Below are 23820 nucleotides of genomic sequence, written 5' to 3' on the forward strand. Positions count from 1 at the left end.
TTCAATATCTTTTTGCTATTCTCTCTAAAGCATTACGTCGAAGACGCTTCTTCCCGAAGCTCTTTCTTGGAAAGCTTACCAATCATGGTTTTTGGTAATTCTGATCTGAACTCAATTTCTCTCGGCACTTCAATTGGGGACAAATACTCTTCCAGAAATTCTAGAAGTTCATCTGCGTCCAGATTTTCACCTGCTCGCAGCTTGATGAAAGCTTTAGGAATTTCGCCATGTTCTGCCTCGGCAATGCCGATGACCGTGACTTCTTCTACTGATGGATGACGGTTGATCGCTTCTTCAATATTTCGGGGATAAACATTGTATCCATTACAAATAATCAGATCTTTAAGACGATCCAGAAGAAAAACATAGCCTTCGTCATCCATATAGCCAACATCCCCGGTATGAAGACGGCCGTCTTTGATTGCACGTCCAGTCGCTTCCTCATTATGCCAGTAGCCCGCCATAACTTGAGGACCTGTCACACAAAGCTCTCCCTTTTCGCCAATATCTAGCAACCCGTGGGGAGCCTCTATATCCCGGATTTCAAAATGCGTTTCAGGCAACGGGAGGCCGATAGATCCCTCTTTATTATATCCACCAACCGGATTACAAGCACAAACCGGTGATGCTTCACTCAAACCATATCCTTCGACAAGCACACAGCCTGTCAGACTTTCAAACTGCTTCTTTGTATCCAAAGGCAGGGGCGCGCCGCCTGAAATACAGTACTTAATAGACGAAAGATCATATCGCTCAACGACAGGCGAGTTATTAACCGCACCATACAATGTTGGCACCCCCATCATTAAGGATGGCTTCAATCGATCGATAGTCTTGAGCATCTGTCCCAGTTGAAAGCGGGGAAGCAAAACTATCTCTGCGCCAAGGGCAATTCCCATATTCAAGACAGTGGTCATGGCAAAAACATGGAACATTGGCAAAACACCGAGGATACGCTCTTCCCCCGGAACAGCATCTGAAAACCAGGCTACAACCTGGGTCGTATTGGCAAGCACATTACCATGACTCAAAATCGCTCCCTTAGGCTTACCAGTGGTTCCCCCCGTATATTGTAAGACGGCGGTATCCTTACGGGAAACATCTACGGGATACGCTCCTTCTGTACTTTCAGCCAGATCAGCAAATTCTATAAATTTTGGTCCCGAGGGATGCGAGATTTTATGAAACTGCAACAAAGAAAAAAGCGTTCCCTTAATCGTCGGCATTGCTTGAGCAAGTCGGCAGATGACAACTTTTTCCAATGATGTTTGAGAGAGCTGTTTTTCGACCTTCTCGCAAAGCTCTTTAACATCCAGTGTTATCAAGAGTTTCGCCCCACAGTCATTCAACTGATGTTCCAGCTCTTCCGGTGCGTACAAAGGGTTTGAATTAACAACAATCGCACCGATTTTTAAAATCGCATAGTAACAAACAACAAAATAAGGGCAATTCGGCAAAAATAGAACCACACAATCGCCTTTGCCAACACCTTGGCGTTGCAATCCCGCAGCAACCAACTGTACCTGCTCAAAAATATCTGTGTAGCTATAGCTCCGACCAAGAAACTCTACACAGGAATGTTCCGGGAACCGAGCAACAACCTGTTCCAAATTTTGATAGAGAGATTGGTTATCAGATCGAACCGCGTCATCACGTAGCAAAGAGGCTTCGGGGTACGTACCAGTATGAGATGCTTTTTTAGGCTTTTCATTCATGATCCAATACCTCGCTCTTCATGCACCCGTTCTTCTGACGTCCCTTCTTGCCCGAGCTCGCGATGAGCGGCAGCTTGCTGATCGATACTTTCCAGAAAGCCAAGAATACCCTGTCGGCAATTACCTATGTTTTCGTGCAAAATTCCATGTTTCTCTGCTTCCACCATAATCAGCTCTTTATCCTGAGTGCCGATCAAATCAAAAACCTTATTAATTCCTTCTGCATCAACAATCGGATCTTCAATGCCCTGAAAAAGCTTCACCGGACAGGAAACATGCGGAAGATTTTCGCGAAGTTGTTCGTGCAACTGATAAAGCTCATAGGTCGTTCGCACAGGCACACTCCGATAATTAATTTCCGGATTTTCTGCAGGATGCTCTTTGAAAATTCCCTTCTCTTCTATTGTTGGAACCCAGCTTGTCAGCTTTTCCAAACCATGTGCCAAATGAGCAAATAACAAATTACTGGTCTTGAATTGCCAAGGAACAGAAACGGCAGAAACAGAGGATATTCCTTCCGGATTATGAGCCGCTTCAAGTAAGGAAAGTGTCCCCCCCGTCGCAAAGCCAACCAGGCTGATATTATCGACAAAAGCAGACAATATCTGCCTGCCCCGTGCGATGGAATCCATCCAATCTTGCCAATGCCGATCTCTCAAATCCCAAGGAGACGTCCCGTGCCCTTTCAAGCGAACACCCATAACAGCATAGCCCAGTTCAGATATTTCCCGCCCAAACTCATAAAGCTCTGCCGGGGAAGCTAAAAGACCATGAACAATAAGCACGCCGGTATTACGACAGCTTTCCGGTACAATCAGATAGGGTTCTGCCGGGGCACAGGCCGTTTCTTTGACATTAATTTCCAAATGGTGAGATTTCGTATAGGTTTTACGATCGCAATCAAGTGACAAATTTTCATCATCAAGAAGATGAAATGCCAATGTTTTTCGCCCAACATCCCGTAAAATTTCATAAGATTCTTCAACACTGAGTACAGCTTCTTTTATCGGCATCACTTCATTCGCATAAACACGGATCAAATTTTCCAGACGGACCGTGTTAAAGCTTGTTATTTCAAGAACTGTCTCATCAAAAAGATAATAATCTCCATCTTCTTTAATATGTTCGACACACCCTTCTGCAGACATGTATTTTTCCAATGCCCCGCAAATCTGCCCATTACCTAAATTCCAATAATTTTCAGGCTTTGTCAGGCTACGGTGCAAGTGCACATCTGCTTTTTTCTGACATGACTTAATAGCCAGATAGAGTGCCTTGTGGAAATGTGTCTTTAAAATTCGCGGTTCTTTTTTCAGAACAAGATATCTGATCAAAGACGATGCCAAATGATAGAGATTAACCGTGACCCCTGCATAGATTGCATCCATATAATAATCGCGCAAACGGTTGGTTCCGCGGGTACTACATAGCTTGAAGATCTTTTCATTCAATGTATCCGGTGCATGGGATAGTTTAAAAAAATCGTCAAGGGAATTAATCTGACTAAACACTCTGGAAAGCAGGCGTTTTTCCCACCACGTCCATACATGCCTTACATCCATTGGTTTGCTGACACGGATATCCATGTCACAATCTTTAAGCAGAATATTAGCTTCGATCAGAACCTCTTCAACAAGCCTAGGATTACTTCCTTTGCTGAAGAACTCCGCACTGCGACTTAAAATATTGTCGCTCGCCCTGATTGGGTAGAAGGTTATATTTGCCGGAATGATCTCGGTCGGTTTACTTGCAACTGCAAGAAGTTCTTCTGTTGTATCCATTTCCAGCGCCTTCGCCCACCTTTCAAGGCGCGCATATTCCTTGGCTTCAAAAACAGACAAGACACGTTGTTTGAACAACTCCACAGTCAATGCAAGAACAGCAGCTCCTGTATGGTGCTTGCGCCTGATCTTCGCAGTTGGAGAAAAAATACTATACTCGCCGGAGGGACCCACAACATGCCTGTCTTTAACCATCCCCCCCTCAGGGAAAATAATTACCTTGCGACCTCGTAGGATTTCAGCAGCAAGAAACGGAAGCAATCCCGGATGATTATGTGGTACAGCCCCAACGCCATATAGAAAACTGGCGAAGGATTCACTGCCTTCAAACAATTCCCCTGCGGCGACACAGCGACAATACTGACCTGTTTCTTCATGGATAAGATACTGGGGAATAATCGTTTCAAATCGAGCAAAATGATTGAAGAGATAAATATCTCCTTCAGCAAATTTATCATAATCATCGTGCAAACAGATATTGATGCCCAGGCGTTTTTTCACCAGAGAGAAAGCCTTCACGCACCAGTCATATGTTGGTTTAAAGTCGAGGTCCAGTTCTGTATCCATCTCCCTACCTAAGCCTTTATCTCTAATACCTCGGCAGTATCAGAATGCAGCCTTACAATAATTATCTGTGTACGATTATCCTCACCTAAAAATCACAATTCAGAGATCAAGCCCTATCACAACTCAATCATCCTCCACCGAGTAAACCATAATACGGGCTAAGGTAGTATTAATATTAACCACTTTCGCGCAAAATTAAGGCGTAAAAAAGGGGCTGGTAAAAATTACCAGCCCCTTTTCCCATAAACAAACTCAGTTTATCTTCTATATAAAGCCACGCTCTTTGAGCTGTGCAATAACCTGATCTGCTAAAACTTCAGCTTCTGCACTTCCACCTGCCAAGACAATCTCTGCATTAACAGGAGCCTCGTAAGCGGAATCAATACCTGTAAAGTTTTTGATGTCTCCGGCACGGGCTTTTTTATAAAGCCCCTTAGGGTCTCGTTCTTCACAAACTTCCAGTGGCGTATCCACAAAGACCTCAAGAAACTCGCTTTCACCCATCAATTCGCGAGCCATACGGCGCTCACTTCTAAAGGGAGAGATAAAAGATACGAGAACAATCAACCCGGCATCAACAAACAGGCTCGCGGTTTCAGAGACGCGGCGAATGTTTTCAACACGGTCTGCATCTGTAAAACCAAGGTCTTTGTTCAAGCCATGACGTACATTGTCGCCATCCAAAGTGTATGTATGTCGCCCTTCGGCAAAGAGCTTTTTCTCAACCAAGTTTGCAACCGTAGACTTACCCGCGCCAGACAATCCAGTAAACCAGAGAACACAAGGTTTTTGCCCCTTCTGTTCTGCCCGATTACCTTTGTTGACATCCAGTTCCTGCCAAACAATATTGCTTGCACGACGCAGTCCGAAGTCAATCATCCCCGCGCCAACTGTTGCGTTCGTATAGCGGTCAATCAGAATAAAAGAGCCTGTTTCACGGTTATCTTTATAAGCATCGAACGGAATAGCCCGATCAAGAGCCAGATTACAGACACCGACTTCATTCAGTTCCAGCGTTTTACCGGCTTGTTCTTCCAAGGTGTTTACATTCACCTTGTGATGAAGATCTGAAATCACCACAGGCACAGTCGTTGCCGCCGTTTTCAAAAGATACGGACGACCCGGCAATAGAGCATCTTCTTGCATCCACAAGATATGTGCCTTTAGCTGATCACTAAGTTCTGGCACTTCATCAGCCTTGGACAGAATATCGCCACGGCTAATATCAATTTCGTCCTGCAACGTGATCGTAACCGCTTGCCCCGCGATCGCCTCTTCCAAATCGCCATCGAAAGTGACAATCCGGTCGACTTTCGATGTCTTGCCAGATGGAGAAACCGCAATGTCATCACCCGGTTTAATACGGCCAGATGCAATCGTTCCACTGAAGCCTCGGAAATCAAGATTAGGACGGTTCACCCATTGAACAGGCATCCGGAAAGCGGTCTCTGTTATATCCGTGGTGACATCAACAGTTTCAAGATGACCAAGCAGAGTTGGGCCTTTGTACCAGTCCATCTCAGTACTAGGTTCAATAACATTTTCACCTTTAAGCGCAGAGATCGGCGCCGTGATAATGTTCGGGATATCCAGCTTATCCGCAAAGGCCAGATATTCTTCAACAACTTCGTTGTATCTGTCCTGGGAATAATCAACCAGATCCATCTTATTCACCACAAGCACGACATTTTTAATGCCAAGCTGAGACACAATATAGCTATGACGTCTGGTTTGCGTCAGAACACCTTTGCGTGCATCAACGAGAATGAGCGCAAGCTCTGCCCCTGATGCACCCGTTGCCATGTTCCGGGTATATTGTTCATGACCTGGTGTATCCGCGACAATAAACTTACGTTTATCCGTAGAGAAAAAGCGATAGGCAACATCAATGGTAATGCCTTGCTCTCGCTCAGCCTGAAGACCATCAACCAACAAAGCAAGATCAATATCTTCCCCTGTTGTACCAACTTTTTTACTATCGCTTTCCAGTGCCGTTAGCTGGTCTTCAAAAATGAGCTTTGAGTCATAAAGCAATCGACCAATAAGTGTTGATTTTCCATCATCCACAGAGCCACAGGTGATAAACCTCAACAGGCTCTTTTCTTCCTGTGCCTTAAGATAAGCCAGAATATCTTCGGAAATAAGGGTATCTTTGTGGGCCATTAGAAGTAGCCCTCCTGCTTTTTCTTTTCCATTGAGCCTGCCTGGTCATGATCAATGACACGTCCCTGGCGTTCGGATGTTGTAGTGAGCAACATTTCCTGAATGATGTCCGGCAATGTCGCAGCTTCTGATTCAACTGCGCCTGTAAGCGGATAACAGCCAAGCGTCCTGAAACGAACTGATTTCATCTCTGGCGTTTCACCTGACTTCAACGGCATGCGATCATCGTCAACCATAATCAAAGCACCATCGCGCTCAACTACTGGACGCTCCGCTGAATAATAAAGCGGTACAATCGGAATGTTTTCACGATAGATGTATTGCCAGATATCCAATTCAGTCCAATTGGATATCGGAAAGGCACGAATGCTCTCGCCCGGCTTCACACGGGCATTGTATACATTCCACAGCTCTGGACGCTGATTTTTTGGATCCCAGCGATGGTTCTCTGATCGGAAAGAGAATACACGTTCTTTCGCGCGGGATTTTTCTTCGTCCCGTCGCGCGCCGCCGAAAGCAGCATCAAATTTGTATTTATCCAACGCCTGTTTCAAGGCCTCGGTTTTCATCACATCGGTATAAAGCGCAGAACCGTGGTCAAAGGGGTTCATCCCCTTCTCACGCCCGTCTTCATTGGTATGAACGATAAGATCAAACCCGTATTCCGCAGCCATTTTGTCGCGGAATGCGATCATTTCCTTGAACTTCCATGTGGTATCAATATGCATCAAAGGAAAAGGAGGTTTTGAAGGATAAAAAGCCTTACGTGCCAAATGCAACATAACGGCAGAATCCTTACCAATGGAATAAAGCATCACAGGGTTACGAAACTCTGCAGCTACCTCACGAATGATATGGATGCTCTCAGCTTCCAACTGTTTTAAATGTGTCAGATACGGGTCGCTCACCGTTTTCTCCGATATACTGCTATCAAGCAGGTAAAGTACAAAAAATCCAGCCCCAAAGCAGCCATAAACTCAACAAATGTCAAGTTCTTAGTCAAAATCAGGGCTACCAATTACACACTGAAAAATTGTTAATACCAAGATTCAGCGCAGAACTAATATGTGAAATAGGTAATACATTTTATTTAACAACATTAAAAGATAATTATTTATATTAAACATTATTTTAGTGTTATTATGTAAATTTAAAATACTCATTGCATTTCAAACTATTAAATGGATTCCACCATTTCCCCACCAACTTCAAACAAAAGAAAAAACCTTAAACCACATGTGAAAAATGTACTTTATCCGCTTTTTTTCGCCTTTATGTGTTTCAGCGTCTGTTATCCGAAAGATACTCAGGGTATATACTTCCTATTGAGCCACCAATGAAATGAGAGATATGAACACTCCTTTTAATGATCCCGACTTCCCTTACACGGCAATGCCTCATATTCAGGAAGATGGCATCTGGTGTGAAGTAAGAAAGTTCGAAAGCCAAACGCTCTCAGAAAATAGTCCCGCGCTCTTTCTGGATCGGGATGGTGTTATCGTTAAAGAGGTGAACTATCTGCAAAATCCAGATGATGTCGAACTCATCCCCGATGCTGTTGAAACAATTAAGGCTGCCAATAAAAAAAATATTCCAGTGGTTGTCGTTACCAACCAGGCCGGAATTGCTTATGGTTATTTTGGCTGGCAGGAATTTCAGGCTGTCCAAAACAAAATGCATAAAGAACTTGAAGCCAAAGATGCCTATGTAGACGCAGTCTACGCCTGTCCTTTTCACAAAAAAGGGCAAACACCGTGGGGCGGACATCCAGATCACGAGGCGAGGAAGCCAAGCAGCGGAATGCTTTTACGGGCAAGAAATATGTTTTCAATCAACATGAAAAAATCATGGATTGTCGGCGATAGAGCCTCAGACCTTGAAGCTGGAAAAAAAGCAGGTTTGGCTGGCGGCTTACATGTTTTAACAGGGCACGGATCTCGTGAAGGAGAAGTCACAGCAGCAAGACAACTATCCGGTTCAGACTATCAAATTCAAGAGGCAGCCTCAATTAAAGGTGCTCAAAACCTGCCTCTATTTACGCGTTAAGTTCCTTATCTTTTGGTCATGACGGACTGAGAGAAAGGCAGGTATGAACGAGAATAACCAGCAGTAAAAAGACTTGCGCTTACTTCTCGTCCCGCAATCGAATTTCAGTCACGCCACAGATATAGTGCCCGACTGCAATATGCATTTCCTGAATATGGTTTGTTGTATCCGATGGTACTTTGATACATAGATCACAAAGTTCAACAAGTTTGCCACCGCCTTGTCCTGTGAACCCCATTACCGTAATACCCATCTTCTTTGCCACATCAACAGCAGCAACAATATTACCGCTGTTACCACTGGTCGTAATACCAACAAACACATCCCCCTCTTTACCCAAGCCACTCAGTTGACGCGCGAAAACTTGTTCGTATCCATAGTCATTTGCGATTGCCGTCAAGGCAGAGGTATCTACGGTTAAAGCGATAGAAGGAAGAGAACCACGCTCGATAATGTAACGCCCGACCAACTCAGCTGCTAAATGTTGAGAATCAGAAGCAGACCCTCCATTGCCGCAGAAGATGATTTTATTGCCACGCTTAAGTGCCTGCACCCAAATATCGGCAGCTTCATCCATGACATCTCCCAAAGTGCTGAGAGCTTCAAAGTTTTTCACAACAGTCTGGCAATAGTTTTGAAACGACACGAGAGAACCTTTTTGTGGAAATTCAGAATATGGTTTAAGTGAAATGCACTAATATTATGTCAATATTATGCAGTGCTCCTAATTAGACCTAGCACTTGGAACATGAGTTTTCCAGCTTAGAGAAAATCTATTCTCGACAAAAAGATCAAGATAAACGATCACATAAAATTTGTGCCATCATGGCGCCGCCTTCCTTGATATGCTTTGCAAGTAAAGCAACCGCTTGATCGCACTGATCAGCCTCGACTGCTGTCAAAATATCTGCATGTTCCTGTTGAGATTTTAACTTATAAGGAATTGTTTCAAACACCAGCCGCTGATAACGCTCATTATGCAACCACAGCTCATCAAGAGATTTCATTAGTCTCGGTTGCTGTGCCCCAGCATAAATTGATCGATGAAAATCCCAATTTGCTGACATGAGCTGATCAAGATTTTTTGATTCATTGCCTTTGACAATAGCCTGCTGTGCATTTTCATAATCTTTTATACTAAAAACTGTCATTGCCTTTCGAAGAGCCAGACACTCCAGCTCCACGCGCATATCTGTAATCTCCTGAGCATCTTCCATCGTTAAAGGCGTGACCATAGCTCCCCGCCGTGGCTGGAAAAGCACCAACCCTTCTGCTCCCAGTTTCTGCAAGGCTTCACGCACAGGGACATGGCTTGCTCCAAACCGTTCAGCAATATGATCCTGACGCAACCGATCACCGCCGGAAATTTCTCCCCGCAGGATGTCACTTCTCAGCTGCAACGCAATTGCATCACTCATTCCCAAACCAGTTACGGGCAAACCACGACCTTTCGATTAAGCTTCTCTAGAATTAAAGATCTGCAAGGCACTGTTACATTGCTACCACAGATTCCTATCATCATATGTTGAGCTATTACATCCCGGGTTATCACATTCCGGGGCGAATACTATTTAAACAAAGCCCCAACTCTCTCAAGCGATCAAGATAACTGGTTATTCTTGTTACTGTTTTAGGATCACTTAGTTTCATCTCCGCATCAAACTTGCTTTTATATAACGGTAAGACAAAATCCGGTGCCGCCAGAGGATAGGCACCCAATCCTGAAAGGCTTTGTTTTAATTGCTGCTGCACTTTTGATGTGCCCAATGCGCCCGGGCTTGTTCCCATAATACCCACAGCAAGGTTCTTGAAAACAGATGGTGTCCCGCGAGACGCCCAATCGATGGCGTTTTTCAAAACCGCTGGTAAGCCACTGTTATATTCTGGCGTTACAACAAGTAACCCGTCCGCTTTGCGAATAACCTCTTTAAAAGCCAGTGCTGCAGCTGGTGTTTCAATATCTTCCACATCCTGATTGAAGAAGGGCATGTCAGCCAGTTGATCAAACACTTCAATGGTCACACCTTCTGGGGTCGCCGCTATCGCTTCTGTCAGTAAAGCACGGTTATAAGAATCTTTTCGTAAACTCCCGACCACAGCAACAATATGAAAAGATCTATTTGGGCCTTCCGGCAAAGCCATCCTATTTCCCCCTTAAACAAGAATATTATCCACTAAAAATGCCATAACATGTTCCGAGCTTTGAACCCAGCAAGATTAGCTTCAAAAAATTAATTCAAAGAAATGTATCTGTGGAAAATGCCTGTGGAAAATATCAATAGAAACAACCGTAAAAGTCAATAAGACCAAAATTAAGACCTTAAGACAATTGTCGGAATTTACTTGGCGTCAAACCCGTGGCCCGACGAAAACGAGTAGTCAGGTGACTTTGACTGCTGAAGCCACATTGAAACGCGATTGCACTCAACGTGTTGTGGGTATCACTCAGTAAATCTTTAGCTTTTTGTACACGGCGAGACAAAACATACTGATGCGGACTAACCCCCATGGTCAGCTGAAACATTCGCGTAAAATGAAAGGGGCTTAACTCAGCAATCGCGGCCAAATCTTCGACAACCAGCCCCTGATCCAAGGCTTCTTCAATATAGTCTTTCACCCTTTTTGTAATAAAGGGCGATAGCCCTCCCCGGACAAATTCAGGTTCGGCGTTTTTATTACTATAGCATCGAAAGAGGTGTTGAATCAAAAGCTGCCCGGCGTGAGACAGACTCATTCTATCCGCAGGATTTTGCCAATCCAAAGGTAAAATTACTTGGCGAAACAACTGCTCAATAACAGGGTCACTTTGAAAGGCAACATCTTCCAGTTCAACCAGGTTGGGATCAATATCATAACTTTCCAAAGCAATCCGGTCGAACTCTGCCTGATCAAAATAGAGGTGCATAAACTTGAAGGGAGCTTCAATACTCCATTCAGAACGAACGCCCGCGGGCATGATACAAACAGCACCGGGATGTCCCTTACCAAGTGATCGTTCACCGTTATGGCGGCGCGTTCCTTTCCCGCCCTGCAGATAATAGCTCAGGGTATGATGGCTTGCCCTCTCATACACTGCATAGCCTCCATCATTATGCCACGCAGACAAAGAGAGACCTGATCCAACCTCAAGAGTTTGGCTGGATTGTGCCCCCACTTTTTTCAGGGTTTTGTATATATACAGTTCTTCAGGCCGCATACTCTTCGCCGATACCAATTTCCTTCAACTTAGCTCTCTTGTTCTCTTTTGAGAAGGCTTCAACTTTCACTTAACCGCAAGAATGTGAAAAAAGCATGTAAAACTGATATACAGCCTGACCTTTACGCTCTATGAGTTCACCATATTTCGAACTGTAAGTTGTCAGGATAATTCTGTGAACATACTGCTGTATCTGGGAACAGTGTTGATTTGGGGAACGACTTGGTTAGCAATTGCCTTTCAGGTCGGAACCGTGCAGGTAGAAGTCTCTGCCTTTTATCGCTTTTCCCTGGCAGCATTGGTACAAATCTTCTTTATGCTTGCCCTGAGAAAAATCACATGGGTTCCTCTCAAGCAACATAAGTGGTTTGTTCTACAGGGCTGGTGCCTTTTTTGTCTGAATTTTATCTTCTTTTATAATGCTGCCAAGTTCCTGCCCAGCGGGTTGATCGCCGTGGTTTTTTCCTTGGCAAGTATCTTCAACATGATCAATGCCTTTGTTTTTCAGCAGAAGCCACCAACACTAAGGTCCCTGATTGGTTCATACCTGGGTGTTTTGGGGGTTTGCGCTCTCTTCTGGGAAGATATTCAACACGGCAACTGGGCCAGTAGCAGCCTGCTGGGCTTACTTTTATCCATAGCCGGGACCTATTGTTTTTCTCTTGGAAATTTGATTTCACAGCATCAGCAAAAAGCGGGACGTAATGTCCTTGTTTCCAATTCGTACGCCCTGGTTTACGGCAGCATGACACTTGGGGTGTGGTGCCTGATCCAAGGTTATTCTTTTGATATGGAAAACTCTGTTAAATACCTTGGCTCCCTCCTTTACCTCGCCATTCCCGGGACAGTTATAGGTTTCGCCATGTACCTTAAACTTGTTGGAAAAATCGGTGCCGAGAAAGCTGCCTATTCCACTGTTCTTTTCCCAATTGTTGCCCTGTCACTCTCAACCGTTTTTGAAGGGTATATCTGGACAGAAACAGCTATTCTAGGCGTTATACTCGCACTAGGGGGAAACCTTATCGTTTTCACCAAATGGTCGCCTAGACAAAAGCCAAAACAAACCATAAAGCATAAAACCTGACAGGTTTTATGCTCCATCAATTAAGGCCAAGGACGCCCCACGCAGCTTCGGTCAAATCCTGTGTGAAGCTTTTATAATCTTGTGTCAGGCGACCATAAACGTGAAACACCGCGGGCTGAACAACGACGCCCAGAACCATTGCTGCCATCAGATCAGGATCACCTTGCTTTATTGCTCCAGCGTTCTGCCCCTGCGCGATTAAATCCCGCAAAACAACGACGGGTGTAATCATATCATCCGGAACTTGTTTGAGCTGCCCATGTTGTGTCAGAAGCAAGAAGGTAAACAGCGCCTTGTCTTCAGCAAATAATTGGCAAAACCTGGCAATCATATCGGCAATTTTTTGTTTGAGATCTTCTTCTGACGATGCGATTTCGAGCAAAGAACTCCCTTGTTCTTCATAAAGAGACAGGAACAGTTTTCTTACTAGCTCATCTTTGCTTTTGTAATGACGATATATTGTGCCTTCAGCAATTCCCGCCCCGGCTGCCATATCTTTGGTCGTGGTTTCAGTCACTCCCTTTTCGGCAAAGAGCTCCATCGCAACCCGGTTGATTTTGTTTCTTGTCGCGGTGCCATCACGCATAACTTAATGAACTCAACATCTATTGTGATTAAGCACTCACTATACTCCTGAATACAAAAACGAAAACCCAAAAAACTTAAAACCTATCAAGTCTTTTTGGGTTAACATATTAGAGTTATCGAAAACTTATCTGGCTTAGCTAATCAGAGCCATACAAGCATCAAACTCTTTCAGGAACAGATCAGCATTCTCCATAGTAAAACACACTGGTGGCTTGATCTTAACCACATTATCCAGAGGACCATCCGTAGAAAGCAAGATATTCTTTTCCTTCATAAGGTTAACGATCTTGCTCGCCTCAGCTGTTGCAGGCTCCAGGGTTTCTCGGTCACATACCAATTCAGCTCCGATAAAGAGCCCCCGTCCCCGCACTTCACCTATTAATGGATAGCGCTCCATCATCTCTGTCAGGCCACCCAGAATATGTTGCCCAACTTGGTCAGCGTTATGCTGTAAGCGTTCGTCCCGAATTACCTGTAATACTTCCCGACCAATGGCACAGGAAACCGGGTTTCCGCCAAAGGTATTGAAGTATTCCATGCCATTGAAAAAAGCATCCGCCACGGCTCGGGTTGTGATAACTGCCCCCATAGGATGGCCATTTCCGATCGGCTTTCCGAGAGTAACAATATCCGGGACAACATCCTGCAACTCAAAGCCCCACATGTGACTTCCAATGCGACCAAAACCAACCTGTACTTCGTCCGCAATGCAGAGACCGCCTGCACTTCGCACGGCTTTATAAACACGTTTCAGATACTCATCTGGCAGAACAATTTGCCCCCCACACCCCAGTAAGGATTCAGCAATAAAAGCCGCAGGTTTTCGCCCTTGTTTTTGCAAGGCCGCCAACTGCTCAATTGCCATATCAGCATATTTCCTACCGCAATCAGGATCACTCCATTTTACAGGACCACGATATCCGTCAGGCATCGGACAAATTTTTACATGGTCCGGACAGCCCTTGCCCCCTTTGCGATTAAACTTGTAGGGACTTAGATCAATGAGGGACGTCAGATTTCCATGGTATGCATGATCGACAATCAGCATATCCTTTTGTCCGGTATAGTTCTGTGACAGGCGCAGAGCCAAGTCATTCGCCTCACTGCCAGAATTCGTGAAGAAACAAACTTCGAGGGAGTCCGGAAAAGTTGCCAACAGCTCACGCGCATAATTAACAATATTATCATGCATATAGCGCGTGTTTGTATTGAGAACAGGCATTTGCCCCGAAGCAGCAGCAACAACACGAGGATGACAGTGCCCAACATGACAAACATTGTTCACCATATCCAGATATTGCTCGCCCTGTTCGGTATAGAGGTACTGCCCTTCACCGCGAACAATTTTAAGGGGGTCTGAGTAAGACAAGCTCAGATTGGGACTTAAATGCCTGGCGCGTTCTTCACGGATGCTTTTAGAGCTGCGCGTCACATCACCCTGACATTTTGTTTTCATGCCAAGAATGAGATTGGGACTTGGGCAAACAGATGACCAGACATTGATTTCGCTGCGTGCAGCAACGCCACAGACATCATTTTCCATGCCCATCAAATCGAGTAAAAGCTGAAAATGAACATGAGGCGCCCAGTTGCCATTTTCAGGATAAGGACCGAGGTAACCGATAACCTCCCCTTTTTTGAAAGCTTTCCCGTCTTCCCAAAGCTCTAGCGATGTCCGGCTGAGATGCCCGTATTTCGTATAGAACACCTGCCCCTCATCGGTTTTGTGTTCCAGGATCACAACCGGACCATAATCATAATCACGCGTATTATCGTTATGAACACGCACAATACCATCTAACGGCGCATAGAGAGGCTCATAAGCAGGAAGGAAGAGATCGATCCCCAGATGTACGGTACGTTTTTCATCCGGATCTACCGTCTCAAAAAAGTCTCCCTTATACACATCACGATCTTCCAGATAACTACCAACCCCAACTGCAGCATCTGCATCTTTCATCATCGCAAAGATAACATCCGTCGCGTCTTGGGCACTACGTGGTATCCCCTCATCGTTTACCGACAAAGGTGAAAGGTCGAGAACCAGTACATTTTCGGGCGAAAGATCGTGCTGGCAAATTGGGCCGATCTTGTCTGCATTTCTCAAAAGCCACTGTTCCAGCTTCCGCGATCCGGCACAGGCTTCATAACCACAGACATCACGCAAACGATAGTGCACCACCTGTGGATTGATCCCTTTCATCTTGCGAAGAAGATCACGAATATCTTTCTGGCTGATCAACAGATATTCATTTTCCGGATTGGCTGAATATTGCTGCGCTGCCATACAGGATGATTCAGCCAAGCGTACTCTTATCAAATCATAAAGAATGGCAAGCTCGTCTTCCTGCAGTGGGTTTACCCTGTGATAACCGGAAACAACATCACAAGCACGTCCCACCGGGTCTTTCTGAGCCAACATAGCATAAGCACAAGCGACCGCGACCTCGCAAACTCGATGGCTTTGAATGAAATCACCAAAATCAATAAGGCCGCTAATATTACCCTGTTTATCGACAAGAATGTTGTAGTCATTCGCATCATTGTGAATGACCTGTCGAGGCAACCTGCTCAAAGCACTTGCCGTTTCCTTTAAAAATTTATCCAGAATAGACGCAACGATATCGCGTATGGCAACATCCTCAATCAAAGCAACGAATGCCGTATGTGCAGATGCTTGGGCAATATCCCATAAAAAGGTTCTATCTGCTCCTGCATACATAAAGGATTTTAATGCCAGATCCATGCGACCCATCAACGCCCCAATCTGAGAGAAATCCAGATCCTGCCCTTGCGCTGCTTTATTCCAGACCTCGCCACCCAACCAGGTTAGAGCACGGATAAACCTGACCTGTCCGTCACAATCCATGATCTTATAAGTCGTCGTTTTTTTGCTGTTCTCAAGAATTCTCGGAAGCGGCAACCCCGCATCCTGATTTGCCAGTTCTATAAGCAGCTGATCCTGCGCATCCAACCAACATAGATCTGTCTCTGGCGCATAAAGTTTAAGAACAAAGCTCTTGCCCCCAGCAACCGTCATCCGAAAGTTCTGATCTCTCTCGCTTGGCAAGCTACTGGCTTTTGCCGCAAGACCATAAAACTCTTGGAAAAGAACTTCGGCTTCGCTTTCGGTATAAACATGGAGTTTATCTACGGACATCTGATGCACCCTGTATGCGGTTAGTCTCTGGGGTAATCTATTGAAAGCAGTATAGAAAAAATAAACGCCCACATCTTTCGCCATTATGCGCGTTTGATTGTTTTTATGGCAGGTGCCTGATACTCTCTGCCCGTTACTTTCAATGGGCAAAAGATGTTGACGTTTCGATGCGTGATTTAGATGAAATTGATCGCCAGATCCTACAGGTACTGCGTAACAACGCGCGTGAAACGATCAAGGGAATTGCGACGCAGACCAATATTGCCCGTTCGACAGTACGTCATCGCCTGCAACGACTTGAAGATGATCAAATCATAACCGGCTACAGAGTCGAGTTGAAAAATGCATCGACCCGTGGTTTCGGGGCTTTTCTGTTTTTGAACCTTGCGCACACACCAGCAAAAGATTTGATCACCGAAATATCCAGTTATCCGGAAGTCATACGCTGCTATTCCCTCGCGGGAGAACCAGATCTTTTGGTTGAGGTTATGGCAGAAACACCCGAATCTCTCAATGATGTGCGCAATAGATTATCTGCAAACTCGGCTGTAAGTGAGCTTAAAACGTCTTTGGTTCTTAACCGCGAGCTAGAAACCTAGATTAAGAACCATAGATCAATTTTCAAAAGTTTCGGATTGGATTTTACTTGTCGTCACTCTCGACAACCAACCGTCCTTCTTCAGCTTTGAAAAAGAACTGACTTGCGATCAACCATCCCTTCAGGGGGCGCAGAGGAAGAATACAGGTTAACAAAAGCAAGGGCATTGTTGTCAGGAAATGCGCCCAAATGGCGGGTTCAAACTTGACTTCGAACCAGAGTGCAAAGACGACGACCGGAATACAAAACAACATCTGAATGAAAAAAGCAGGACCATCAGCAGGATCTGCAAAAGAATAATCAAGGCCACAAACCTTGCACCCTTTGGCAACAGTCAAAAATCCGTCAAAGATTTTCCCCTCACCGCATCTAGGGCATTTTCCACGGGTACCCGTCTTCATAGAAGACAGCTTGGGGTAAATCTTCTCTGCTGTATCGTGCATGTTAAATTCCACATTGTTATTCGGTAACCGACTCAAAAGAGCAGATCCGATTTGTTATGGAATTATAGATAGTCTGTTATTACGCTTTATACGATAACAAAGTGACGCTTCACAACGTCGCAGCATCACCTTGCCAGACCTCTACCCTACTAATTCACAGAACACTTGGCCTAATTCACAGAACACTTAACCTAATTCAAATGACGTGATCCCGTACACTCGATCTAACGGAAGATTCACGCTGCCCCCCTTGTACATTCGAGCCGTTTCAAAACTTTGTACAAGTTCATAACGTTCTGCCAGTAACAACCCGTCTGCGTTATTTTCTGGTACATCCAGAATAATATTACTGCCTTCAATCTCGGCACAAAGCCCATTGAAAATATCATTCGCGACAACAGAATTATCCGCAAACAAAGGACCCGTTTTATATCCATCACAATACGGACGTATGAGGCCATAACCTTTTAGCTGCTGGTCTTCAAGTGCGGCAAATCCCAGATGCCCTTCTTCACCAAGCCAGGCTTTCAAAAAGGCCTTACGCTCTTCGAAAAAACAGCCTGCATCAAATGCAGCAACCTGCTCAAAAGGTAAATTCTTAACATCAACAAGGCTAGACGCCTTGCTTGTCAGTGCCTTTGCCTTACCTTCAAAGCGAATATTACGGTGAGCAAGTTTAAAGCCCGATTTAATGTAATTATCCTGCTGATACACAACACCATCCAGGCCAATAATTCGGCCCTTCAGGCTAGCCAACGCATGATCCCAAATGGCAAGACCAAAGCCTTTTCCGCGCCAAGGCTCTCTGATGATATAAAAACCAACAAAGCCATAATTATTTCCATATTTAACCGCAGAAATACATCCAATCGGCTCGCCCTTCAAGATACCAATATAAAAGCCGGTCCTATCCGCTTGGTAAAAACATTCAATATCTCTCAGGCCGGGGTTCCATCCTTCTCCGGCGGCAAGATCGCACAAAAGCTGAATTTCCTCTTCTTGAGCAAGACGAATTTCAAAATGATCTTTATTTATACTTTCAGTCACGGAAAAACCTTTTGGATGAATAAATTACGACAATATAATATTGAAAAACTTATACTTTAACCACACACTACATAGCCTAAAATTATGTCAAAAATTGGAACTTCCAGCACATGACACCAAACGAACTTGTACAACTCGCCGAATATAACCACTGGGCTAATCAGACGCTTTATAAAAGCTGCTCTCAACTGTCAGAAGCAGACTATAAAGCTGAACGCCCCAGTTTTTTTGGATCAATCCACAACACCCTCAACCACATCCTTGTTGGCGATAGAATTTGGTTTGGTCGTTTCGAAGATAAACCCGAAAAATTATCTTTATCTGACGTCTTGTTTCAGGATTTCACCACCTTACAAACAGCACGCGATGCTGAGGATCTACGCATTCTCGAATACGCCCGAGGCATTACTCAGGAAACGCTGGATAGTAACCTTACCTATACCAATGTTGCCGGGGATAACCATTGTGATCCCATGAGTGCTCTTCTCCGGCATGCATTCAATCATCAAACTCACCATCGTGGTCAGGTGCACTGCCTTTTAAGCCAGACTGATGTTCCTCCTCCGTCTTTAGACATAATGTATTATTTGCGTGCTCAGGATTAGAGTTTTTACGAGCATGTCAGCCAAATAAATCCATCTGCTTCGTAGACTTTATATTCTTACCAGGACCCGACCCATTATCAGTATCCGATTTGCAAAAATCAGATGGAACTAAAAACTGGCTGACATCGAGATACCGTAGAGATCTTTTGTTTAACCCGTAGCGCTTCCGAGCCAAAGAGAAACGGTCGGCAATGAGTTGTGCAAAGACACCTTCCCCCCGCATACGCTTCCCCCAACGTGAATCATAATCACGCCCGCCCCGCATTGATTTCAATATCCCCATGACACGATTAGCCCGATCCGGATAATGCAACCGTAACCACTCGATCCAAAGGTCTCTTATTTCACCGGGCAGCCGCAGTAATACATAGCTGCAGGAAACAGCACCCGCACGCGCAGCAAGCCCGAGAACGCGTTCTATTTCATGATCATTCAACGCAGGAATAATTGGTGCCATTAACACAGAAACAGGCACACCAAGTTCTGTAAGCTGTCGGACAGCATCCAGACGTTTGGTGGGTGTACTTGCTCTGGGCTCCATAGCCCGCGCCAACTTCCGGTCAAGTGTCGTTATAGATACGGCAACAGAAACCAGATTTTTCTGCGCCATACGTTGCAGGATATCTGCGTCCCGCATCACCAGATAACCTTTTGTGATGATGCCAACAGGCTGGTTAAAAGCTTCACAAACCTCCAAAGCCTGCCGGGTAATTCTTTGTTCTCTCTCGATGGGTTGATACGGATCCGTATTGGCACCAAAAGCGATAACCTTACATTTGTATGTTTTTTTTGAGAGCTCTTTACCCAACAGCTCAGCCGCATCATCTTTTACATAGATCAGACGCTCAAAATCCACGCCCGGTGAATGACCAAGGTAAGCGTGCGTTGGCCGTGCAAAACAATAGATACAGCCATGTTCACATCCCTTATAGGGATTAAAGGATAACTCAAAGGGTATATCCGGCGAATTATTCTTTGAGATTACCGAACGGCTTGGATCTGGCGAGATCGCTGTTTGTAACCTCTCTCCTTCATCCAAACTGCCCCAACCATCATCTGTTCGCTCTCGCTCATATGCTTCGAAACGACCAACACGATTTGTGATTGCCCCTCGTCCGCGATGCGCATCGGGATGGAGGCGTCCCTTTAGAAGCTCTTCTCTTTTGTCCGGTGCTTGCTCTGTACTCTGTTCCATAAACAATAGATACACCAATAAGAACAAAAAAAGAACAAAATTACTTTCAATAATCATAAAGGCAAAGATAATCTTTATGAATCAACTAGATAATATCACAGTTCAAAATGAAACCGATTTCAGGTTTTGGTCGAATCGCGCGGGCTTAACAGATAATTTTCAAGCGATACCATACATCTGTTGAGTACTTATTTTCTATTCAATAAATACCCGTAAAACAGTCCACCCACGAGAGGTGTCAAATAAATAGGTACCTGATAAAGAGCCAGAAAGGGGAGTATCTCTTGCAAAAAAGTGACCGGAATAACCGCAGCGACAAGTCCCAAATTCCTGTTACCAGCAACCATGGCAAAGGACAAAACACTTTCCGCTTTCATGCCTTCTACAGACTTAAATAATCGACCTATACGCCGAACAATAAGTCCAATAATTGAAAAGAAAAGTTGAGCACCAAAGTTAGAGGCGACAGCAATAGATAACAACAGCACCATATAGACAGGATTGTTTTCAATAATTTCTGACACCCCTGCCATTGCTGTGGCAACAAACAGCACCATGATAACAGTACTTATCCCGTCCAACTGAGCACCACTTCTTTTAATGCGCTCTCGCCCCAGAATCTTACGAACGATCATGGCAATCAGAAAAGAACTACCCACCGTCATCAGCAGTTTTTGAAAAAGCGTCCATTGATCAAAAGGCATCTGATCCCCCAGCGTGATGCCAATAATCCAGGGAGCTGTCAGAGGGATAATAGCAGTTCCCGCCAAGGTGATATTGAACACCAATTCACCATCAAGTTTCAGAAGATAGGCAAGATTTGGTGCAGATCCCAAAGGTGGCGCACACGCCATCAAAACCAGTGCGATATGGATCGGAGCAGCAAGTGAAAAATACCGTGCGATCCAATGTACACTCAAAGGAAAGACCAACATCAAAATAGCCAGAGCAATAGGCAACAAAATCGGGCTCTTTAAGTGACCGACGACACGCGCCAAATCGACCCTGATCATCGCAACTGATATAAGACCAATGATAATAAAGGTCATATAGGGCAGAAGAACGTTGCTAACGGCAGAAGGAAGATAGGCACAAAGAGGCAAGCTCAGCGCTAAAACAATAGAAGCTCTGTTCCCAATGCACGCAAACAGTATCGATAGTGCACCCATAACCCTTAATCTCTACCCTTAGCTCAGAGAGCGCCTGACAACTCGCTTGTTATTGAGATGAAACCACCACAGGCTTACGCTTTTTACGAACTGACAACCAAACGCCAGAACCGATCAGCACGGCACCAACGGCGTGATACACTTCCGGTGTTTCACCTAGCAAAAGAATAGCCAGCGTTGCCGCAAAAACGGGCAAGAGGTGAATGAACTGCCCCGCCAGACTGGCCCCGACATGTTTGACCCCTTCATTCCAACAGATGAAGGCAACAATAGAGACCGGAATCCCGGCGTAGAATACAGCTAGCAGGTTGTTTCTCGTCATGTCCAAAGGAGCTGCCTCTATCCAACCAGGAAGATAGAGCGCCGCCAGAGCGGCTTCGCCAATTAGCACGTTTAGTAAAATAAATGAGAACGGCGATGCGCCAGTTGGTTTCCACCTAAGCAACAAAGAATACAAGGACCAGCTCAACACAGCCCCAAGAACAAATAAATCACCGCTATTCAAGGTTAGATTCAACAGGTTTTCCGGGTGCCCCCTAACAAGAAGCGTTAGAACACCACAGAATGAAATGACAATTCCAACAACCTGTATCGACCTAATTCTGTCGCCAAAAAACAGAAACGACAGGGCAATAATAATAACCGGGATCATAGAGTTAAAAAGCGCAGCATTCGTAGCAGCGGTCGTCTGCAACCCGAAATAGAGGAGCGTGTTAAAGCTCGCGACGCTCAACAGTCCCAGAATAATCATCTTCCCAATAACCGGACGAAACAGATGCCAATCTTTCTTGAGGGCAAAAACCGTGAAAGGAAACAAACACGCAAGAGCCAGCGTCCAACGCCAGAAAGAAAGTGTAAGCGGCGCTATTTCTGTTGATACGGCGCGACCAACGATAAAGTTCCCCGACCAAAGAAGTTGCGCAATTATCAGGAACAGAATTGCCCAGCGTTGAGAAGACATGCAAACCTCGTTTTCAGGCCCCATTTTCAGGCGTTTTTTGGATTTTGCCAACACTCGTTTCTCAAACCACATGCAGGCAAAAGGAAGCTAAGGCATGAAATAGAGTTCAGCAAGACATGAATCATCAGAACTCATAATTGAGATCACCATACCCTCTCTTCTCAGCGATCAATTCGCAAATTTATACAGATTACCTTGCAACATAGATGTTGTCTTATGCCAGAAGATCAAACTCGGCCAATATCGTATTGATTGTCTTTCGAACATCTTCCGACGCATACCCAGCTTTAACCATAACGCGAAGACCATTGTACGCAATGTTCAACCCCATCGCCTTCTTTTGCAAAGTCTCTTCATCAAGATCTTTATGTTCACCAGCATCTTTCAAGGCACAATAAAACCCCTGTACCATTTTCCCCATCATATCCTGACAGATCTTGCTTATTTCCGGATCGTGTGGGGCTTGGTCAACCGCAGTGTTACAGAGGAAACACCCGCGTCGATCATTATCATCTTCGACAACAGCAACAACCGTTTCTAACAAAGCTTGAATTCGGTGCGCCCCATTTGGAATATTTTTATCGTTTAGCAGCTGCAAGCCCGGTTCAATACAGCTGGCCTCGTATTGTTTTAATGCAGCGAGGAACAGACCTTTTTTATCGCCAAAAGCTTTATAAAGGCTCCCCCGGGCAATTTTCATAGCCTCAAGAAGGTCACTGATCCCGGCCCCCTCATAACCCTTGGACCAAAAAACCTGCATTGCTTTTCCTAATGCATCCGCTTCATCGAATTCGCGTGGTCTAGCCAATTGCCCAATCCTTTTAGCTCATCCATATAATCAAACGTCTTGCGGAATAATCAAATAGTTTGGCTGGTATTCCTTTGGCTTTAGGTATCTTAAACACTGAACTTAAATATTGAGGTTCATCCACATAACACCTTCATCACGCTTTTGTGTTTTTGACCGATCAGTTCCTAATACTATATTAGCTAGGAAGCCGGATCAAGTGCCCGATTGGGTCGTGACCTAAATCAGATAATGGATGGCTTGTTTAAAACCGTTCAGTTACTTTTTATTGTGGAGACAAAAATGAAACGTTTATTCAAATTCCTCGCCGTAGCTTTTTTGGCAGCGACTACTTTTTCAATCACATCTGCCCACGCAGGCGGTAGCGTTTCAAAAGGAACTTTTGAAGGTAGAAGCGATCACATCACAACTGGTAATGTTGAAATCAAAAAAGCAAATGATGGAAGCTACATTGTTATACTTGCCGACAACTTCTCACTTGATGGAGCGCCAGATCCCAAACTTGCCTTTGGCAAAGATGGAGTTGATAGAAGTACAATCTTTGCCCCCCTCAAAAGCAAAACCGGGAAACAGGAATATAGTCTTCCCGCCAGCATCAACCCAGCAAACTTTAACGAAATCTATGTTTGGTGTGAAAAGTTTGACGTTCCTCTCGGTGTTGCAAGTTTAAAGTAACCTGAACTCCCGAAGGTTA

Annotated in this window: 21 protein-coding genes; 5 read left to right on the forward strand and 16 right to left on the reverse strand. The window is 44.8% G+C overall.

Annotated features, from left to right (window positions below; genetic code table 11):
* Positions 1-32 precede the first annotated feature (32 nt).
* The 4 genes from BKB51_RS05605 to cysD form a co-directional block, all read right to left on the reverse strand.
* The gene (locus BKB51_RS05605) at positions 33-1715 is read right to left on the reverse strand and encodes a long-chain-fatty-acid--CoA ligase (protein ID WP_085900069.1); all 1683 of its coding nucleotides are present in this window, start codon (positions 1713-1715) and stop codon (positions 33-35) included.
* Positions 1712-4063, reverse strand: coding sequence for a serine aminopeptidase domain-containing protein (locus BKB51_RS05610; protein WP_085900070.1), 2352 nt, complete (start codon positions 4061-4063; stop codon positions 1712-1714). The genes BKB51_RS05605 and BKB51_RS05610 overlap by 4 nt, the downstream gene beginning before the upstream one ends.
* A gap of 264 nt (positions 4064-4327) precedes the next feature.
* The gene (cysN, locus tag BKB51_RS05615) at positions 4328-6226 is read right to left on the reverse strand and encodes a sulfate adenylyltransferase subunit CysN (RefSeq protein ID WP_085900071.1); all 1899 of its coding nucleotides are present in this window, start codon (positions 6224-6226) and stop codon (positions 4328-4330) included.
* A complete protein-coding gene (gene cysD / locus BKB51_RS05620; RefSeq protein ID WP_085900072.1) occupies positions 6226-7134 on the reverse strand; it encodes a sulfate adenylyltransferase subunit CysD in 909 nt (302 codons plus the stop codon). Before cysD ends, cysN begins: the two co-directional genes overlap by 1 nt.
* Before the next feature lie 442 nt (positions 7135-7576).
* Here cysD and BKB51_RS05625 point away from each other — a divergent pair, with 442 nt between their 5' ends.
* Entirely contained in the window at positions 7577-8272 is a 696-nt protein-coding gene (locus tag BKB51_RS05625; RefSeq protein WP_158090153.1) for a D-glycero-alpha-D-manno-heptose-1,7-bisphosphate 7-phosphatase, read from the forward strand.
* 79 nt (positions 8273-8351) lie between these two features.
* Here the strand turns inward: BKB51_RS05625 and BKB51_RS05630 are convergent, their stop codons facing one another.
* The 4 genes from BKB51_RS05630 to BKB51_RS05645 all read right to left on the reverse strand — a co-directional run bounded on the left by BKB51_RS05630 (position 8352) and on the right by BKB51_RS05645 (position 11468).
* The gene (locus BKB51_RS05630) at positions 8352-8918 is read right to left on the reverse strand and encodes a D-sedoheptulose-7-phosphate isomerase (RefSeq protein ID WP_085900074.1); all 567 of its coding nucleotides are present in this window, start codon (positions 8916-8918) and stop codon (positions 8352-8354) included.
* A gap of 145 nt (positions 8919-9063) precedes the next feature.
* Positions 9064-9711 (reverse strand): GntR family transcriptional regulator, encoded by a 648-nt coding sequence (locus tag BKB51_RS05635; protein ID WP_125911798.1) that lies wholly within the window; start codon positions 9709-9711, stop codon positions 9064-9066.
* Between the two features lie 109 nt (positions 9712-9820).
* Entirely contained in the window at positions 9821-10414 is a 594-nt protein-coding gene (locus tag BKB51_RS05640) for an NADPH-dependent FMN reductase (RefSeq protein WP_085900076.1), read from the reverse strand.
* Positions 10415-10592: 178 nt separating this feature from the next.
* Positions 10593-11468: a helix-turn-helix transcriptional regulator gene (locus BKB51_RS05645; RefSeq protein ID WP_085900077.1), complete on the reverse strand. Its 876-nt coding sequence runs from the start codon at positions 11466-11468 to the stop codon at positions 10593-10595.
* Positions 11469-11643: 175 nt separating this feature from the next.
* Here BKB51_RS05645 and BKB51_RS05650 point away from each other — a divergent pair, with 175 nt between their 5' ends.
* The gene (locus tag BKB51_RS05650) at positions 11644-12552 is read left to right on the forward strand and encodes a DMT family transporter (RefSeq protein ID WP_085900078.1); all 909 of its coding nucleotides are present in this window, start codon (positions 11644-11646) and stop codon (positions 12550-12552) included.
* Positions 12553-12568: 16 nt separating this feature from the next.
* Here the strand turns inward: BKB51_RS05650 and BKB51_RS05655 are convergent, their stop codons facing one another.
* The gene (locus BKB51_RS05655) at positions 12569-13138 is read right to left on the reverse strand and encodes a TetR/AcrR family transcriptional regulator (protein WP_085900079.1); all 570 of its coding nucleotides are present in this window, start codon (positions 13136-13138) and stop codon (positions 12569-12571) included.
* 135 nt (positions 13139-13273) lie between these two features.
* Entirely contained in the window at positions 13274-16300 is a 3027-nt protein-coding gene (locus tag BKB51_RS05660) for an aminotransferase class III-fold pyridoxal phosphate-dependent enzyme (RefSeq protein WP_158090154.1), read from the reverse strand.
* A 167-nt stretch (positions 16301-16467) separates the two neighbouring features.
* On the opposite strand from BKB51_RS05660, the gene BKB51_RS05665 reads away from it, so the two are divergent.
* A complete protein-coding gene (locus tag BKB51_RS05665; RefSeq protein ID WP_085900081.1) occupies positions 16468-16899 on the forward strand; it encodes an Lrp/AsnC family transcriptional regulator in 432 nt (143 codons plus the stop codon).
* A 43-nt stretch (positions 16900-16942) separates the two neighbouring features.
* Here BKB51_RS05665 and BKB51_RS05670 read toward each other — a convergent pair whose 3' ends face one another.
* Positions 16943-17341: a DUF983 domain-containing protein gene (locus BKB51_RS05670; protein ID WP_085900082.1), complete on the reverse strand. Its 399-nt coding sequence runs from the start codon at positions 17339-17341 to the stop codon at positions 16943-16945.
* A 186-nt stretch (positions 17342-17527) separates the two neighbouring features.
* Positions 17528-18388 (reverse strand): GNAT family N-acetyltransferase, encoded by an 861-nt coding sequence (locus BKB51_RS05675; protein WP_198946641.1) that lies wholly within the window; start codon positions 18386-18388, stop codon positions 17528-17530.
* Between the two features lie 110 nt (positions 18389-18498).
* On the opposite strand from BKB51_RS05675, the gene BKB51_RS05680 reads away from it, so the two are divergent.
* The gene (locus BKB51_RS05680; protein WP_085900083.1) at positions 18499-18993 is read left to right on the forward strand and encodes a DinB family protein; all 495 of its coding nucleotides are present in this window, start codon (positions 18499-18501) and stop codon (positions 18991-18993) included.
* A gap of 16 nt (positions 18994-19009) precedes the next feature.
* Here BKB51_RS05680 and BKB51_RS05685 read toward each other — a convergent pair whose 3' ends face one another.
* The 4 genes from BKB51_RS05685 to BKB51_RS05700 all read right to left on the reverse strand — a co-directional run bounded on the left by BKB51_RS05685 (position 19010) and on the right by BKB51_RS05700 (position 23126).
* Positions 19010-20188: a PA0069 family radical SAM protein gene (locus tag BKB51_RS05685; protein WP_085900240.1), complete on the reverse strand. Its 1179-nt coding sequence runs from the start codon at positions 20186-20188 to the stop codon at positions 19010-19012.
* A 188-nt stretch (positions 20189-20376) separates the two neighbouring features.
* Positions 20377-21357: a hypothetical protein gene (locus tag BKB51_RS05690; RefSeq protein WP_085900084.1), complete on the reverse strand. Its 981-nt coding sequence runs from the start codon at positions 21355-21357 to the stop codon at positions 20377-20379.
* Between the two features lie 49 nt (positions 21358-21406).
* A complete protein-coding gene (locus BKB51_RS05695; protein ID WP_158090155.1) occupies positions 21407-22369 on the reverse strand; it encodes a DMT family transporter in 963 nt (320 codons plus the stop codon).
* Between the two features lie 163 nt (positions 22370-22532).
* Complete coding sequence (locus BKB51_RS05700; RefSeq protein WP_125911799.1) at positions 22533-23126, reverse strand: TetR/AcrR family transcriptional regulator; 594 nt, start codon at positions 23124-23126, stop codon at positions 22533-22535.
* Between the two features lie 282 nt (positions 23127-23408).
* Here BKB51_RS05700 and BKB51_RS05705 point away from each other — a divergent pair, with 282 nt between their 5' ends.
* Positions 23409-23801 (forward strand): DM13 domain-containing protein, encoded by a 393-nt coding sequence (locus BKB51_RS05705; protein WP_085900241.1) that lies wholly within the window; start codon positions 23409-23411, stop codon positions 23799-23801.
* Positions 23802-23820: the final 19 nt, after the last annotated feature.

Origin of the sequence: Kiloniella majae (genome assembly GCF_002118315.1) — a bacterium.
GTDB lineage: Bacteria > Pseudomonadota > Alphaproteobacteria > Kiloniellales > Kiloniellaceae > Kiloniella > Kiloniella majae.

What these genes read in the sequence shown, in the direction of transcription:
- BKB51_RS05660 (WP_158090154.1), bottom strand. Translation starts at nt 16,300, where the DNA reads ATGTCCGTAGATAAACTCCATGTTTATACCGAAAGCGAAGCCGAAGTT.
- BKB51_RS05610 (WP_085900070.1), bottom strand. Translation starts at nt 4,063, where the DNA reads ATGGATACAGAACTGGACCTCGACTTTAAACCAACATATGACTGGTGC.
- BKB51_RS05665 (WP_085900081.1), top strand. Translation starts at nt 16,468, where the DNA reads ATGCGTGATTTAGATGAAATTGATCGCCAGATCCTACAGGTACTGCGT.
- BKB51_RS05605 (WP_085900069.1), bottom strand. Translation starts at nt 1,715, where the DNA reads ATGAATGAAAAGCCTAAAAAAGCATCTCATACTGGTACGTACCCCGAA.
- BKB51_RS05680 (WP_085900083.1), top strand. Translation starts at nt 18,499, where the DNA reads ATGACACCAAACGAACTTGTACAACTCGCCGAATATAACCACTGGGCT.
- BKB51_RS05670 (WP_085900082.1), bottom strand. Translation starts at nt 17,341, where the DNA reads ATGCACGATACAGCAGAGAAGATTTACCCCAAGCTGTCTTCTATGAAG.
- BKB51_RS05690 (WP_085900084.1), bottom strand. Translation starts at nt 21,357, where the DNA reads ATGGGTGCACTATCGATACTGTTTGCGTGCATTGGGAACAGAGCTTCT.
- cysN (WP_085900071.1), bottom strand. Translation starts at nt 6,226, where the DNA reads ATGGCCCACAAAGATACCCTTATTTCCGAAGATATTCTGGCTTATCTT.
- BKB51_RS05645 (WP_085900077.1), bottom strand. Translation starts at nt 11,468, where the DNA reads ATGCGGCCTGAAGAACTGTATATATACAAAACCCTGAAAAAAGTGGGG.
- BKB51_RS05625 (WP_158090153.1), top strand. Translation starts at nt 7,577, where the DNA reads ATGAACACTCCTTTTAATGATCCCGACTTCCCTTACACGGCAATGCCT.
- BKB51_RS05640 (WP_085900076.1), bottom strand. Translation starts at nt 10,414, where the DNA reads ATGGCTTTGCCGGAAGGCCCAAATAGATCTTTTCATATTGTTGCTGTG.
- BKB51_RS05655 (WP_085900079.1), bottom strand. Translation starts at nt 13,138, where the DNA reads ATGCGTGATGGCACCGCGACAAGAAACAAAATCAACCGGGTTGCGATG.
- BKB51_RS05705 (WP_085900241.1), top strand. Translation starts at nt 23,409, where the DNA reads ATGAAACGTTTATTCAAATTCCTCGCCGTAGCTTTTTTGGCAGCGACT.
- BKB51_RS05685 (WP_085900240.1), bottom strand. Translation starts at nt 20,188, where the DNA reads ATGGAACAGAGTACAGAGCAAGCACCGGACAAAAGAGAAGAGCTTCTA.